The sequence below is a fragment of the Pseudonocardia sp. CA-107938 genome, assembly GCF_050936315.1.
GTDB lineage: Bacteria > Actinomycetota > Actinomycetes > Mycobacteriales > Pseudonocardiaceae > Pseudonocardia.
Map to the genome: position 1 here is coordinate 6,090,458 of NZ_JBNJNA010000001.1, position 13,625 is coordinate 6,104,082.

12 protein-coding genes and 2 pseudogenes are annotated in these 13,625 nt (G+C 69.5%); 11 read left to right on the forward strand and 3 right to left on the reverse strand.

Features of this window, described 5'->3' with window-relative positions; translation table 11 throughout:
- The first annotated feature begins 63 nt into the window (after positions 1-63).
- The 5 genes from ACQEVB_RS30145 to ACQEVB_RS30165 all read left to right on the forward strand — a co-directional run bounded on the left by ACQEVB_RS30145 (position 64) and on the right by ACQEVB_RS30165 (position 4,327).
- On the forward strand, positions 64-1,056 hold the full coding sequence (locus tag ACQEVB_RS30145) for a GMC family oxidoreductase (protein ID WP_432978565.1): 993 nt from the start codon (positions 64-66) through the stop codon (positions 1,054-1,056).
- Positions 987-1,688 carry a GMC family oxidoreductase gene (locus ACQEVB_RS30150; RefSeq protein WP_432978567.1) on the forward strand — a complete coding sequence of 234 codons (702 nt, stop codon included), beginning with the start codon at positions 987-989 and terminating at the stop codon, positions 1,686-1,688. The genes ACQEVB_RS30145 and ACQEVB_RS30150 overlap by 70 nt, the downstream gene beginning before the upstream one ends.
- Positions 1,689-1,742: 54 nt before the next feature.
- Positions 1,743-2,138 (forward strand): nuclear transport factor 2 family protein, encoded by a 396-nt coding sequence (locus tag ACQEVB_RS30155; RefSeq protein ID WP_432978570.1) that lies wholly within the window; start codon positions 1,743-1,745, stop codon positions 2,136-2,138.
- A gap of 298 nt (positions 2,139-2,436) precedes the next feature.
- On the forward strand, positions 2,437-3,801 hold the full coding sequence (locus tag ACQEVB_RS30160; RefSeq protein ID WP_432978573.1) for an aldehyde dehydrogenase family protein: 1,365 nt from the start codon (positions 2,437-2,439) through the stop codon (positions 3,799-3,801).
- A gap of 193 nt (positions 3,802-3,994) precedes the next feature.
- Complete coding sequence (locus ACQEVB_RS30165; RefSeq protein ID WP_432980653.1) at positions 3,995-4,327, forward strand: SDR family NAD(P)-dependent oxidoreductase; 333 nt, start codon at positions 3,995-3,997, stop codon at positions 4,325-4,327.
- On the opposite strand, the pseudogene ACQEVB_RS30170 reads toward ACQEVB_RS30165, so the two are convergent.
- Positions 4,242-4,793, reverse strand: a pseudogene (locus tag ACQEVB_RS30170) (enoyl-CoA hydratase/isomerase family protein); the annotation flags it as partial. The gene ACQEVB_RS30165 and the pseudogene ACQEVB_RS30170 sit on opposite strands and share 86 nt — an antisense overlap.
- Before the next feature lie 15 nt (positions 4,794-4,808).
- The gene (locus ACQEVB_RS30175) at positions 4,809-6,020 is read right to left on the reverse strand and encodes an acetyl-CoA C-acetyltransferase (RefSeq protein WP_432978576.1); all 1,212 of its coding nucleotides are present in this window, start codon (positions 6,018-6,020) and stop codon (positions 4,809-4,811) included.
- 239 nt (positions 6,021-6,259) lie between these two features.
- On the opposite strand from ACQEVB_RS30175, the pseudogene ACQEVB_RS30180 reads away from it, so the two are divergent.
- Together ACQEVB_RS30180 and ACQEVB_RS30185 are read left to right on the forward strand one after the other, a co-directional pair.
- Positions 6,260-6,352: pseudogene (locus ACQEVB_RS30180) on the forward strand (hypothetical protein); the annotation flags it as partial.
- 61 nt (positions 6,353-6,413) lie between these two features.
- Positions 6,414-7,355 (forward strand): acyl-CoA dehydrogenase family protein, encoded by a 942-nt coding sequence (locus ACQEVB_RS30185; RefSeq protein WP_432978578.1) that lies wholly within the window; start codon positions 6,414-6,416, stop codon positions 7,353-7,355.
- A gap of 43 nt (positions 7,356-7,398) precedes the next feature.
- On the opposite strand, the gene ACQEVB_RS30190 is transcribed toward ACQEVB_RS30185, so the two are convergent.
- A complete protein-coding gene (locus tag ACQEVB_RS30190) occupies positions 7,399-8,013 on the reverse strand; it encodes a TetR/AcrR family transcriptional regulator (RefSeq protein WP_432980656.1) in 615 nt (204 codons plus the stop codon).
- Positions 8,014-8,311: 298 nt separating this feature from the next.
- On the opposite strand from ACQEVB_RS30190, the gene ACQEVB_RS30195 reads away from it, so the two are divergent.
- From ACQEVB_RS30195 to ACQEVB_RS30210, 4 genes are all read left to right on the forward strand, one after another.
- Positions 8,312-9,325 carry a response regulator transcription factor gene (locus tag ACQEVB_RS30195; RefSeq protein WP_432978581.1) on the forward strand — a complete coding sequence of 338 codons (1,014 nt, stop codon included), beginning with the start codon at positions 8,312-8,314 and terminating at the stop codon, positions 9,323-9,325.
- A 212-nt stretch (positions 9,326-9,537) separates the two neighbouring features.
- Positions 9,538-11,472 (forward strand): primary-amine oxidase, encoded by a 1,935-nt coding sequence (locus ACQEVB_RS30200; protein WP_432978584.1) that lies wholly within the window; start codon positions 9,538-9,540, stop codon positions 11,470-11,472.
- A 52-nt stretch (positions 11,473-11,524) separates the two neighbouring features.
- The gene (locus ACQEVB_RS30205) at positions 11,525-12,979 is read left to right on the forward strand and encodes an amidase (RefSeq protein ID WP_432978587.1); all 1,455 of its coding nucleotides are present in this window, start codon (positions 11,525-11,527) and stop codon (positions 12,977-12,979) included.
- A 134-nt stretch (positions 12,980-13,113) separates the two neighbouring features.
- Entirely contained in the window at positions 13,114-13,317 is a 204-nt protein-coding gene (locus tag ACQEVB_RS30210) for a hypothetical protein (protein ID WP_432978590.1), read from the forward strand.
- Positions 13,318-13,625 lie beyond the last annotated feature (308 nt).

Genomic DNA, 13,625 nt, shown 5'->3' on the forward strand with positions numbered 1-13,625 from the left:
ACCCACTCCCCCGGCGCGCTGAAGACGACGGGCCGCTGACCCCGACGACAGGATCGAGAGTCCATGTACGACTACATCGTGGTAGGCGCAGGCTCGGCAGGATGCCTGATCGCGAACCGCCTCAGCCGCGGTCGCCGGGTGCTGCTCATCGAGGCCGGCGGGTCCGACGACGAGATCTGGACGCAGGTGCCGATGGGCCTGCAGCGTCTTCTCGGAGACCCGGACAAGGTCTGGCTCGACCGCACCACCTCAGGTGCACACATCGCCGGCCGGTCCATCGTCCTCGCTCAAGGGAAGATCCTCGGTGGATCCAGCTCGGTGAACGGGATGATGTACGTCCGCGGTCAGCGCGAGGACTACGACGGGTGGGCCCGAGAAGGCTGCCCGGGCTGGTCCTGGGACGACCTGCTGCCGCTGTACCGCAGGCACACCCGATTCGACGGCGCAGACCCGACCGTCTTCGGCCGCGACGGCGAGCTGAACGTGTGCTTCATGCCGGAGGTGCATCCGACGACAGAGGCGTTCATCCGCGCTGCACAAGCGGCCGGTCTGCCGTTCAACGAGACGATGAACGATGGCGACCAGGTCGGGGTCGGGCGGGTGCTGGGCACGATCCGGGAGGGGCGACGGCAATCGTCCTCGGTCGCGTTCCTCCAGCCGGTTCGGCACCGCGACACGTTGGACGTCGTGTTGCACACCCAGGTGCGGCGCGTGCTGTTCGACCACAACAGGGCGGTCGGTGTCGAAGTCACCGACCGCAACGGGCAGGTCCGTGAGGTGGAGTGCAGCCGCGAGGTAGTGCTGTCGGCCGGCGCCCTGAGCTCCCCCGCCCTCCTCCAACGCTCCGGCGTCGGGGACGCTGTTCACCTGGTTCGCTCGGCATCCCGGTCATCGCGGACGTCCGGGGCGTGGGTCGCAACCTGCAGGACCACCTGTTCGGCCACCTCAAGTTCCGCCTCCGCAACGACTCGGACAGCAACAACCACGTGTTCGCGGACCCCGCGTCGCTGGCGGCGAGCCTCGAACGCTGGCAGGCCGACGGCACGGGGCCGTTGAACTCCACGTCCTCCCAAGCGGTCGCGTTCTTCAGCACCGACCCAGATGCCGTCGGCCCGGACGTCCAACTTGCGATGCGTCCGCTGTCGCTGAGCGTCGACGCTCGGGGAGGCGCCCAGATCGACGCCTTCCCCGGCATGATGGTGTCGGCGATCGCGGCACGCCCGTGGAGCCGAGGCACCGTCATGATCAGCTCGGACGACCCGGAACAACGCCCGGAGGTCGACCCGAACTATCTCGCCGACGTCCGCGACGTCGAGACACTCATCCACGGGATCCGCAAGGTCCGAGACATCGCCGCGCAGGAACCGTTGGCGGGCCTGATCGAGGCCGAGCTCGAACCTGGCCCGGCGACGGCCACGCAAGCGCAGCTCGACGACTACCTGCGTGCGGCCGTGGCCACCGTGTACCACCCCGTGGGCACGTGCCGGATGGGCGTCGGTGAGGACGCGGTCGTCGACCCGTCGCTGCGGGTCCGTGGCCTGTCGGGTCTGCGTGTGATTGATGCATCGGTGATGCCTCGGATCACGTCGGGCAACACCAACGCACCGACTTTTCTCATCGCCGAGAAGGGCGCTGACCTGGTCCTGAACGATGCGGACTCCCTGGCGGCGACAGGCAAGCGCGCGTGAGGATCGACGTAGACGACTCGAGGATCAATCACCAGGGGCGTGAACATGGACAACGTGAAGCTGCTGAAGAATCTGTACGACGCGTATGGACGCGGAGATATCCGGACGGTTATTGGTGCGATGAGCCCGGACATCAGGTGGCATCAGGCGGACAGCAATCCCTACAACATCACCGGGGAGGCCGTGGTGGGGCCGGACGCCATACTGAGCAACGTGCTCACGGAACTGGGCACGAGGTGGGAGGACTTCACGTTCCACCCCAAGACATTTCACGGCGCCGGGGACAGCGTCATCGTCGAAGGACGCTACAAGGGCACGTACAAGGCGACAGGCAAGAGCATGGACGCGCAGGCCTGCCACGTCTGGGATGTCGAAGACGGCAAGTTGACCAGATTCCAGCAGTACGTCGACACCGCAAAACTGCGCAATGTGGTCATGGGAGCGGGCTAGCACGCCGCGTCACACGTGTGCGCCCGGGCGAGATCGGCACTTCCTGCTCGGCCCGGCCAGCCGTCGCATGCCCCGGGCGCTGCTGGCGGGCACGGCGTCGTTCACCGGCTGGACGGACACAGCGGAATCAGCAGCAACTCGGAAAGGGTCAGCGAGTGGCAACGGACGAAATCCCCATGATCACAGAAGGAGGCCGAGGCCTCGGCCCAGGCAGTGCCTTGTTGCTGGCTGAGTGGGTCTGGAGTGTCGACAGGGCCGGCCGGGCGTCAGACGACCGTCGCATCGACGGAGCGTCGTCATGAATGCCGCCCCCGCGGTCGCCGCGCTCCGCAAGACCTACGCCACCGGCCGGACCCGGCCCTTGGAGTGGCGGCTCGAGCAGCTGCGGCGCGTCGAGGACATGCTCACCGATGGTGAGCTGCGCGCCGAGGCTCTCGCCGCCGATCTGGGCCGTCCTGCCAACGACAGCTTCCTCGGTGACATCGCGCCGACGCTCGCCGAGGCGCGCTACGCGCGCAAGCACCTGCGCGCCTGGACGAAGCCGCAGCGGGTGCGGGTGCCGCTCTCGGTGTTCCCGGGCCGTGCCTGGTACGGCTACGAACCGCTCGGCGTCGTCCTCGTGATCGGACCGTGGAACTATCCGGTCTACCTCACCATCGGTCCGCTGGTCGGCGCCATCGCAGCCGGCAACTGCGCCGTTCTCAAGCCCAGCGAACACGCACCGGCGACCGCCGCGGTCATGGCGGAGCTCGTCGAGGAGTATCTCGACCCGGACGCGTTCACGGTGCTGCAGGGCGGACCCGAGGTCACTCAGGACATCTTGGCGCAGGGGATGGACCACGCCTTCTTCACCGGAGGACCCGAGATCGCCAAGGCGGTCATGGAGGCCGCCGCCCGGCACCTCACGCCAGTGACGCTCGAGCTCGGCGGCAAGTGCCCCGTGCTGATCGCTGCCGACGCCGACCTCGACGTCGCCGCCCGTCGCATCGCGTGGACCAAGCTGCTCAACTCCGGCCAGACCTGCGTCGCGCCCGACTACCTGATGGTGGACGCGTCAGTGCGGGACACGTTCCTACCGAAGCTCAAGCAGGCATTCATCGACCTGAGCCCCGGCAACGACGGCGGCCGCCGCCTTCCCATCGTGTCGAACCGACAAGCCGAAAGGCTCGCACGGCTCCTCTCCGACCACGGTGGCGACGTGGTCATGGGCGGCGGGTCGACACCGGCCGATGCCAAGGTCGACCTCACGATCCTGGCCGATCCCAGCACCGAGGCCGCGGTGATGACCGAGGAGATCTTCGGTCCGATCCTTCCGGTCCTCACGGTCGACTCCCCGGCCCAGGCGATCGACCGGATCGGGAGGGGACCGAAACCCCTCGCGGCCTACGTCTTCACCAAGTCGGGCGAGCTGGAGCGCACCTTCCGGAAGGAGGTCTCCGCGGGCGCCATCGTCTCCAACCATGCCGCGATACACGTGTTGGTGCCGGGCCTCCCGTTCGGCGGAGTCGGCAACAGCGGGATGGGGGCCTACCACGGCAAGGCCGGGTTCGAAGCGTTCAGCCATCGCAAGGGCCACGTCAGCAGACCCACCAGGCCAGATCTCCGTATCGTCTACCCGCCGTACAGCAAGGCCACCCAGCGGCTGCTACGCGTCATCTTCTGACCCTTCTTCCGCACTCGCACTTCGTCGAGCGTCGGCCGGCGGACGACCATCACGGTGACGCGATACGCCGCGTTCCTGAGCTGCGCGACCCTCGGCGACCACACCCGCCTGCCAGCCTGCAGCGCAGGTTGACCCACCTCGGAACCGCCTCGTCGACGCCGAGAAGTCCACCTCTTTGGAACGGAGCCGAACCATGTCAGGAAAGCAGCCACTCCGCGGCAAGCGCGTCGCCATCACCGGTGGCGGCCGCGGGATCGGACTCGCGACCGCCCGGGAGCTGCATGCGCGCGGCGCCGAGGTCGCGATCGGCGATCTCCACCTCGACGTCGCCAAGCACGGCGCCGCGTCCATTGCACCGGAGGTCGTCGCGCTGGGACTCGACGTGTCGAACCGGGACTCGTTCGCCCAGTTCCTTGAAGACACCAAGGCCCGACCTGGAGCGCTTTCGACGGCTTCATCCGCTGGCCCTGCCCGACGACCTTCACCATCGCGTCGGCGATACCGATCATGCGCACGACCCGGGTGACGCCGCCCGCACCGGGCAGGACCCCGAAGGTGACCTCGGGAAGTCCGAGGAGGACGCCCGGCTTGTCCAGGACGATGCGGTGGTGACAGGCGAGCGCGAGCTCGAATCCGCCGCCGAGGGCGGTGCCGTTGACCGCTGCGACCACGGGCTTGCCGAGGGTTTCCAACCGACGGAAGGAGGCCTTCCAGGCATCCGTCGCGGCGGCGATGGTCGCGACGTCGGCGGGCCCCGCATTCATCAGCAGGTTCAGGTCAGCGCCGGCGAAGAACGTGTCTTTGGCCGAGGTGACGATGACACCGTCATAGGTGTCCTTCTCGGCTTCGAGGCGGTCGACGGTGGCCCGCAAGGCGGCCTCCATCGGCGACGTCATGGTGTTGGTGGATCGCGCCGGGTCGTCGATGGTGAGGACGAGGATCCGATCGTCGAGGTCCCAGCCGATGGTCGGGGAGGAAGGAGTAGCAGTCATGGCGATCGGTGCCTCTCAGACGCGCTCGATGATCGTGGCGATGCCCATGCCGCCGCCGATGCAGAGGGTGATCAGTGCGTAGCGGCCACCACGACGCTCGAGCTCGTCGACCATGGTTCCGGTGATCATGGCGCCGGTGGCGCCCAGCGGGTGGCCCATGGCGATGGCGCCGCCGTTGACGTTGAGCTGCTCGTCGGGGATGTGCAGCTTCTTCTGGTAGTTGAGCACCACCGAGGCGAACGCCTCGTTGAGCTCGAACAGGTCGATGGCGTCGATGGTGAGCCCGGCCATCCCGAGCACCTTCTGCGTCGCCGGCACGGGGCCGGTGAGCATGATGGTGGAGTCGGCGCCGCTGACCGCGGACGCGACGACCCGGGCGCGCGGAGTGAGCCCGGCCCGGTTACCGGCGTCCTCGCTGCCGACGAGCACCAGGCCGGCGCCGTCGACGATGCCGGAGGAGTTGCCGGCGTGGTGAACGTGGTTGATGCGCTCGATCCAGTGGTACTTCTGCAGTGCGACGGCGTCGAAACCGCCCGCTTCACCCATGAGCGCGAACGACGGCTTGAGCGTGGCGAGAGATTCCACAGTCGTGTCGGGGCGCACCAGTTCGTCGTGGGCGAGCAGGATCTGCCCATTGAGGTCGCGCACCGGCACGATCGACTTGGCGAAGTAGCCACCGCTGATCGCTGCGGCGGCACGCTGCTGGCTGCGGACCGCGTAGGCGTCGACGTCGTCCCGGGTGAAGCCCTCCACGGTCGCGATCAGGTCGGCGGAGACACCTTGGGGGACGAAGTAGGTGTCGTAGTTTGTTTGCGGGTCCATCGACCACGCGCCTCCGTCGGCGCCGAGTGGTACTCGCGACATCGACTCGACACCGCCTGCGATGACCATGCGGTCCCACCCGGACCGCACCTTCTGCGCAGCGGTGTTGACGGCTTCCAGACCCGATCCGCAGAAGCGGTTGAGCTGTAGTCCGGACACCGTGTCCGGGAGGCCTGCCTTGAGAGCGGCGGCCTTCGCGATGTCCCCGCCTTGGTCACCGACCGGGGAGACGACCCCGAGGACGAGGTCGTCGATGAGCGCCGGGTCGAGTCCGGGGTGACGGGCACGGAGTTCGGCGACGAGTCCGACGACCAGATCGATGGGCTTGGTCGAGTGCAGGGAGCCGCTCGACTTCCCCCGGCCCCGGGGTGTGCGGATGGCTTCGTAGATGTAGGCGTCGGTCACCGGTCTCCTCCTGGACGGCGGGTTCCCGCTGACGCGGGCTGTCGAGGGCTCTCGGGCGCCCTGCGTTGCGCGTCACCGGGCACAACGCACCTGGCGTTCTCGACGATAACCACAAAATAGTTGGTACACAACTATTTTTGGCCTAGGCTCCGTGCATGCGAACGCCGGACGACGTCCTGGATGCGACCGTCAGCCTGACCGCCGACCAGCACGCCCTGCGTGACGAGGCACGCGCATTCATGCGCGACTACGTGCTGCCCGAGGCCGACGTGAGCGATCGCCGGCGCGCGGACATCTCCGACGATCTGCTGGCTCGGCTCGCATCCGCCGGATACTTCGGGCTCCGCGTCCCCAAGGAGCATGGCGGCCTCGGCCTCGGCATCACCGAGTACCTTGGTCACCGAGGAGCTCGCCCGCGGCTGGATGAGCGTGCCGAGCCTGCTGGCACGTGGCAACACGATGGGTTGCGACGTCGCCGACCCCGACCGCCGCGCCGAGCTCCTGCGACGCAGCGCCCGCGGCGAGTGGATCGGGGCATTCTCCGGGTCCGAGCCAGGCGCCGGTTCAGACCTCGCAGCCGTCTCGTGCCGGGCCACCCGCGACCGCGAGGAGTGGGTGATCGACGGCGAGAAGCGCTGGACCGGCAACGCGATCCGGTCGCACTTCATCCTTCTGCTTGCGCGCACCCGCGACCCCGCGCCGGGCGAGCCGCGATCGGCCGGCATCGACCGCTTCCTGATCGAGAAGGAGCCGGGCACACTCCCGCCCGGCGTCACGGCCACCCCGATCGACAAGGTCGGCTACCACGGGATCACGACCTTCACCCTCACCATCTCCGGCCTGCGCCTGCCGGAAAGCGCGAAGCTCCCCGGAGAGGGGTTCCGGGACACCGTCCAGGCCCTCAACATCGCCCGCGTCCACACCGCAGCGCGCGCTGTCGGACTCGCACGCGGGGCACTCGAGGACTCTCACGAGTACCTGCTGGAGCGGCAGCAGTTCGACCATCCGTTGGCCGACTTCCAAGCCCTACGGTTCGCAGTGGCCGACATGGCGACCGAGATCGCAGCCGCGAAAGCCCTCACCTATCAGGCCGCCGCCGCGATCGACGCCGGCGACCTGTCCCCCACGTTCCCGGCGATCTGCAAGCTCGCAGCCACGGAGATGGCAGTACGGGTGACGAACCAGGCCATGCAGTTGCACGGCGGCAACGGATACACGACCGAGCGCCGGGTCGAGCGGTATTGGCGCGATGCACGACTGACCACGATCTTCGAGGGGACTTCGGAGATCCAGAAGACGCTGATCGCCGATCAGTTGCTCGGTCGCCGGCGCTAGTCGCCCCTCCCGGGCGCGGACGCCTGACCCGGGCGCGAGCGTCTCAGCGCTGGGCCGGGATGAGCGCGTCGACCAGAGACTCGACGTCAGAGAGGGCCGTGCTGATCGTGACCTTCTTCGGATCCAGCATCGTCTGGTAGATCGCGCCGCGGATTCCGCCGACGACGAGTCGCGCCACGCGCAGCACGTCGAGGTCGTCGGGAAGCACTCCCTTGTCGATGTCGCGCCGCAGCACTTGCTCGATGTCGTCGCGCAGCTTCCTGTGCAGCTCCCGCATGCGCTCGTTCAACAGCGGAATCGGCAGGAGCGCCTCGAACATCAGGCCGTAGAGCGCCTGCATGTGCTTGGGGTGACGTGACCAGCTCTGACGCATCCCCCTGAGCAGGGCGTGCAGCGAGTCGGACGCTGACGGGGGCTCGCCCATGGTCTCGACGTCGATCTGCCAGGCATCGACCATGCGCTCGACCAGGGCCCACAACAGCCCCTCCTTGGACCCGAACCGCGCCGTCACGAGCCCGTGGCTGTATCCCGCCCGCTGACCGATCGCCGCCAGCGTCATTCGCTCGTAGCCGACTTCTGCGATGAGTTCGGCTGCAGCGTCGAGGAGCTTTCCTGTCGACAACGCCGACCGCTCCTGCTTCGTCTCAGGCAACCGCATGTTGACCACTCGGGGTCCTTCCTGCTTGCGCGCGCATGCCGGGACTGCGTCGTGAACCTCGAGGTAAGACTATATGGCTGGGCAACAAGATTTTAGGCGCAGTGACCTTCATCAAGATCACGCGGAGACGATCTTGTACACCACCTCCGCGGACGTGGCCGCCTGCGGACCGCGATCGCGGTCCGAATCCTGGCCGAAGGAGCCAGGCGAGCCGCGCAGGTTCGGTCGGCAACGGGTCGGCGAATTCGACGTCGCGCCGTACACTTCGCCCGCGTCCCGGAGACGAGGGGAAGTGGCCATGAATCCGCTCCCAGCTGCCGGCGCCGACCTCGGCGGGCCCGCTCTGTCTGCGAGCGTGGTCGAGCGCGCCGAGCAGGCCGTCCAGCTGCTGCGCGGGCTCGTCCGGTGCGAGGCGATCATGCTGACGGCGGCGAACCCGTTCGCGCGGACCCCGCGGCACGAGGTGCTGGTCGCTGACGGGTACAGCGAGCGCGCCCTCGACGACGTGCTGGCCGACTTCGTGCCGGACACCGACAACCTGGGCTTCCGCCTCCTGCGCACCAGGTTGCGCAGCGCGCTGCGGTGGTCGGACCTCGCCCGCGACTGGAAGGTCCAGTTCGCCGCCACGCCCCTCGCCGAGAACCACCTGCTCCCCGCCGGGTTCCACGAAGGTCTCACCGCGTGTCTGTGGCTGCCCGGCGGCGTGCACGTCGGAGCCGTCCACATGAACTGGACGAGCTCGCACGCGGCCACCGACGAGCGGCGCGAGGTCGTGGAGCGGTTCCGCCCGCTGCTCGCCGGCTCGTGCAACCTCCTCGCCCCGCACCGGGTCATCGCCGACGCCGCCCACCCGGAGGCGCACGTGGCGGTGATCGGCGCCGACGTTCCGCAGCGCGTGCCGGGCCGGGAGGTCGGCCCGATCCTGCAGGACGGCGGCCCCCTGTGGCCGCACCTCGCGGGGTCCGCCATCCCCCAGGACGGCAGCTTCCTGTGGATCGACGGTTCGGGCGGTGTCCACCGGATCGACCTCACCCGCTGCGCCGGCGGGACCGTCCTGGTGGCCGAGCGCGCGACGCCGGCCCCGTACGGCCTGACCGCCCGCGAGCTGGAGGTGCTGACCCTGCTGGCGACCGGGGCCAGCAACCCGCAGATCGCGGCCGAGTTCGTCCTCAGCCGGCGGACGGTGTCGACCCACGTCGAGCACATCCTCGCGAAGCTCGGAGCGGCGTCCCGGGCCGAGGCCGCAGCGCTGGCCACCCGCGAGGGTCTGCTGCTGATCCCGGCCGGGCTGGCGGCGACGCGGCGCCCCTGAGTCCGCACGGGCGTGACCAGCACAGATACGTCAGCTGACCGATGCTGCGCGGCCCGGGCCGTCCCTAGACTCCCTGATCACAGCTCCTGATCGGTCCGCGGATCGGGCACGGCGCCGAGACCGGTGCCGGCCCCTGCACCGCGCGCACCTCGTGCGTCCCTCCTGGCCGGCGCCGAGCACCCCACCCACGCCTGTCCGTCGAAAGGGCACCCGTGACCGCGACGACTCCCGCCCGTTCCGCCACGGCGACCGTGCACCCCCTGGACCCGCTGTCGGCCACGGAGATCACGCGTGCGGTGGCCGTGCTGCGCGGCGGGCCTGCGGCGGCGGACTCGTTCCGGTTCGTGTCGGTCACCCTCGCCGAACCGGCCAAGGAAGCGCTGCGGGGCGAGCTGTCCGCGGTGCCGCGCACCGCGTTCGCCGTGCTGATCGACCGAGCCACCGGCAGCGCCCACGAGGCCGACGTCGACCTCGGAGCCGGCACCGTGACCCGGTGGACGACGCTGCCGGCCGGCACCCAGCCCGCGATCATGCTCGACGAGTTCGACGAGGTGGAGCGCGCCTGCAAGGCGGATCCCCGGGTGGTCGAGGTGCTGGCCGGACGCGGGCTCACCGACCTCGATCTCGTGTGCATCGAGCCGTGGTCGGCCGGCTACTACGGCGTCGACGACGAGGGGCGCCGGCTGATGCGCGCGCTCGTCTACACGCGGCTCCACCCCGACGACAACCCCTACGCCCACCCCGCGGAGAACCTCGTCATCGTCTACGACCTCAACGCGGGCGAGGTCGTCGAGATCGAGGACCACGGCGTCGTCGAGGTCCCCCGGGTCGAGGGCAACTACCTGCCCCGGCACGTCGGCCCGGCCCGCACCGACCTCAAGCCCCTCGAGATCGTCCAGCCAGACGGCCCGTCCTTCGACGTCGACGGCCACCACGTGCGCTGGGCGAACTGGTCGTTCCGCACCGGCTTCACCGCCCGCGAAGGTGTCGTCCTGCACCAGCTGCGCTACCGCGACGGCGACGAGGACCGCTCGGTGCTGCACCGGGCGTCACTGGTCGAGATGGTCGTGCCCTACGGCGACCCGTCGGCCGTGCAGTACCGCAAGAACGCCTTCGACGCCGGCGAGTACAACATCGGCGCGCTGGCCAACTCGCTGGCGCTCGGCTGCGACTGCCTCGGCGAGATCCGGTACTTCGACGGCGTCGTCACCGACAGCCACGGCAACCCGGTGACGATCCGCAACGCGGTGTGCATGCACGAGGAGGACGACTCCATCGCGTGGAAGCACTACGACTTCCGCGACGACTCGGCCGAGGTCCGCCGTTCCCGCCGGCTGGTCGTGTCGTTCATCGCCACCGTCGCCAACTACGAGTACGGGTTCTACTGGCACCTCTACCTCGACGGCACCATCGAGTTCCTCGTCAAGGCGACCGGCATCCTCTCCACGGCCGGCCAGCCCGCAGGGCAGAAGTCGCGCTACGGGCAGACGCTGAACAACGGCGGGCTCTACGCCCCCATCCACCAGCACATCTTCAACGTCCGGCTCGACTTCGCCCTCGACGGCACCGAGAACGCCGTCTACGAGGTGGAGACCGAGGTGCCGCAGGACAACCCGATCGGCAGCTGCTTCTACACCGTCGACCGGCTCCTCGAACGGGAGCAGGACGCCATCCGGCTCGCCGACGCCTCCCGGCACCGCTTCTGGAAGGTCGTCAACCACGGGCGGCGCAACCTCGTCGGCGAGCCGGTCGCGTACCGCCTCGTCCCCACCGACGCGATCACGCTCGCCGCCGCGCCGGACGCGCACGTGTCCGCGCGCGCCGCGTTCGCGACGAACACCCTGTGGGTGACCGCGTACGACCCGCAGGAGCGGTTCCCCGCGGGCGAGTACCCCAACCAGTCCCGCGGCGGGGACGGCCTGCCGGCCTGGACCGCAGCCGACCGCGAGATCGCCGACCGGGACCTGGTCGTCTGGTACACGTTCGGCATGCACCACGTGGTGCGGCTCGAGGACTGGCCGGTCATGCCCCGCCAGCACGTCGGGTTCGCACTGCAGCCGTTCGGGTTCTTCGACCGCAACCCCGTGCTCGACCTGCCTCGGCCCGTGCCGCACGCCGGCACAGCCTGCTGCCACGAGCCGCAGTGACGGGCCCGTCCCGCCGCTGAGCACACCTATCCACCGCAGGAATCGAGGGACCATGACCGACATCGCCGAACGCCCGACCACGACCGGAGCCGACGCGCTCTGCTACACGACCGCGACCGAGGCCGTCGACCTGTTCACCCGACGCGAGCTCTCCCCCGTCGAGCTGCTGCAGGCGCTGATCGAGCGCTACGAGGCGGTCAACTCGAAGGTCAACGCCGTCACGGCGACGCACTTCGACCGCGCGATGGAGCAGGCCCGGGTCGCCGAGCAGCGCTACGCGGCCGGCGAGCCGACCCGGCCGCTCGAAGGCATCCCGGTGGCGATCAAGGACCTGCACCCGATCGAGGGCGAGGTCGTCACCTGGGGATCACGGGTGTACGCGGGAGTTCGTGCCGAGGTCACCATGCCGACGGTGCAGCGGCTCTTCGACGCGGGCGCGATCATGCACATGCAAACCACCACGCCCGAGTTCGGGCACTCCGGCAACACCTCGTCGCCACTCTGGGGCATCACCCGCAACCCGTGGAACCTGGAGTGCAGCGCAGGCGGGTCCTCCGGTGGGTCCGGGGTGGCCGTCGCGACCGGGATGGCGACGATCGCCGACGGCACCGACGGCGGGGGTTCGATCCGCATCCCCGCCTCGATGAACGGGATCTTCGGGCTGAAGCCGGCGTTCGGCCGCAACCCCTCCGGCCTGCTGCCGTCGACGCTGGAGGAGCTGCTGCACTTCGGGCCGATCACCCGCACCGTGGCCGACGCCGCCCTCATGCAGAACGCCATGGCCGGCCCGCACCCCCGCGACATCTCGACGGTGCGCCCGACGCAGACGCTGCCCACCACCTTCGACCTCGACGCGGTGCGCAGCTGGAAGATCGCGTACTCACCCGACCTCGGATACTTCGAGGTCGACGACGAGGTCGCGACGAACACCCGCGCCGCCGTCGAGGTCTTCCGCGAGCTCGGCGCGACCGTGGAGGAGGTCGACCTGGGCTGGAACATGGCCACCTACGACGCCTGGATGGTCCACTGGGAGGCCATGTTCGCCGCGGCGTGCGGCGACCTGCTCCCCCGCTGGGGCTACGAGATGGACCCCTTCGCCCGGGGCGTCCTCGAGCGCGGCCTGACCCACCCGGCAGTGCGCGACATCCGCACCCAGTACGTCCGCACCGAGATGTACAACTCCCTCGGCCCGATCCTCGACGACCACGACTTCCTGCTCTGCCCCACGATCGCCGCCAAGGCGCTCAGGGCCGACCACGACAACGCCGACCCGGACTTCCGGATCAACGGCAAGCGCGTCGACGCCTACGTGCAGTGGGCGCTGACCTACCCGTTCAACCTGGTCAGCCAGTGCCCCGTCGCCTCGGTCCCCTCAGGCTTCAGCTCCGCAGGTGTGCCGACCGGGCTGCAGATCGTCGGCCGCACCTACGACGAGCTCACCGTCATGACCGCCGCCGCAGCGTTCGAAGCGGCCCGGCCCTGGCGCACGCAGGTCCCGACGCTCTGACGGCTCCGCGGGATCGACGGCCGCCCCGCGCCATGCATGTCGGCGCGGGGCGCAGTCGTCGGTGGTGCGAGCCACACTGATCATCCCGGACGGGCCCCTACGGGACGCTGGCCGAACGTCCGGCGAAGTACGAGGTGCCTGCGTCGTCCGGCACGCGCAGGTGGGTGCTCGGCCTCGACGCGGAGGTGGCGGACAGGGGATCTTCGCCGGCCACGTCGCGATCGGCGCGCCGGCCGCCCCCGGAAGGCGCGGTGCTCACCGAGCCCGAGCAGATCGGGCGCCGCCACTGGGACCTGCACGTCCGCCGCGAACCCGTCGACCAGCTCGTCACCGGCTGAGCGTCGGCGCTCGGGGCCGATCGGGCGGATCAGCAGGTGGTTGACGTCGACGTCGGCCCGCGGCCGGCGACTCATGCGATCGACTCGGCGACCGTGGCCGGATCCAGGTACCCGCCGGGGCGTCCGTCGGGCGGGCCGCCGATCGGCTCGAAGGAGCCGGTCCGTACCGCTCCTGGAGTGCCGTTCCCCGATCGGCGCCCGCGCCCGACAGGATGACCCGACTGGCTTTGGAGGTCTCCACCAGCACCGTTTGCAGGTCAGTGCTGGGTCACGTCCACGGGAGTGGTGGATGGAGACGGTCCACCTCG

Excerpts from the sequence above, each read along its gene's own strand:
- ACQEVB_RS30160 (WP_432978573.1), top strand. The coding sequence starts at position 2,437 with ATGAATGCCGCCCCCGCGGTCGCCGCGCTCCGCAAGACCTACGCCACC.
- ACQEVB_RS30205 (WP_432978587.1), top strand. The coding sequence starts at position 11,525 with ATGACCGACATCGCCGAACGCCCGACCACGACCGGAGCCGACGCGCTC.
- ACQEVB_RS30145 (WP_432978565.1), top strand. The coding sequence starts at position 64 with ATGTACGACTACATCGTGGTAGGCGCAGGCTCGGCAGGATGCCTGATC.
- ACQEVB_RS30165 (WP_432980653.1), top strand. The coding sequence starts at position 3,995 with ATGTCAGGAAAGCAGCCACTCCGCGGCAAGCGCGTCGCCATCACCGGT.
- ACQEVB_RS30195 (WP_432978581.1), top strand. The coding sequence starts at position 8,312 with ATGAATCCGCTCCCAGCTGCCGGCGCCGACCTCGGCGGGCCCGCTCTG.
- ACQEVB_RS30190 (WP_432980656.1), bottom strand. The coding sequence starts at position 8,013 with ATGCGGTTGCCTGAGACGAAGCAGGAGCGGTCGGCGTTGTCGACAGGA.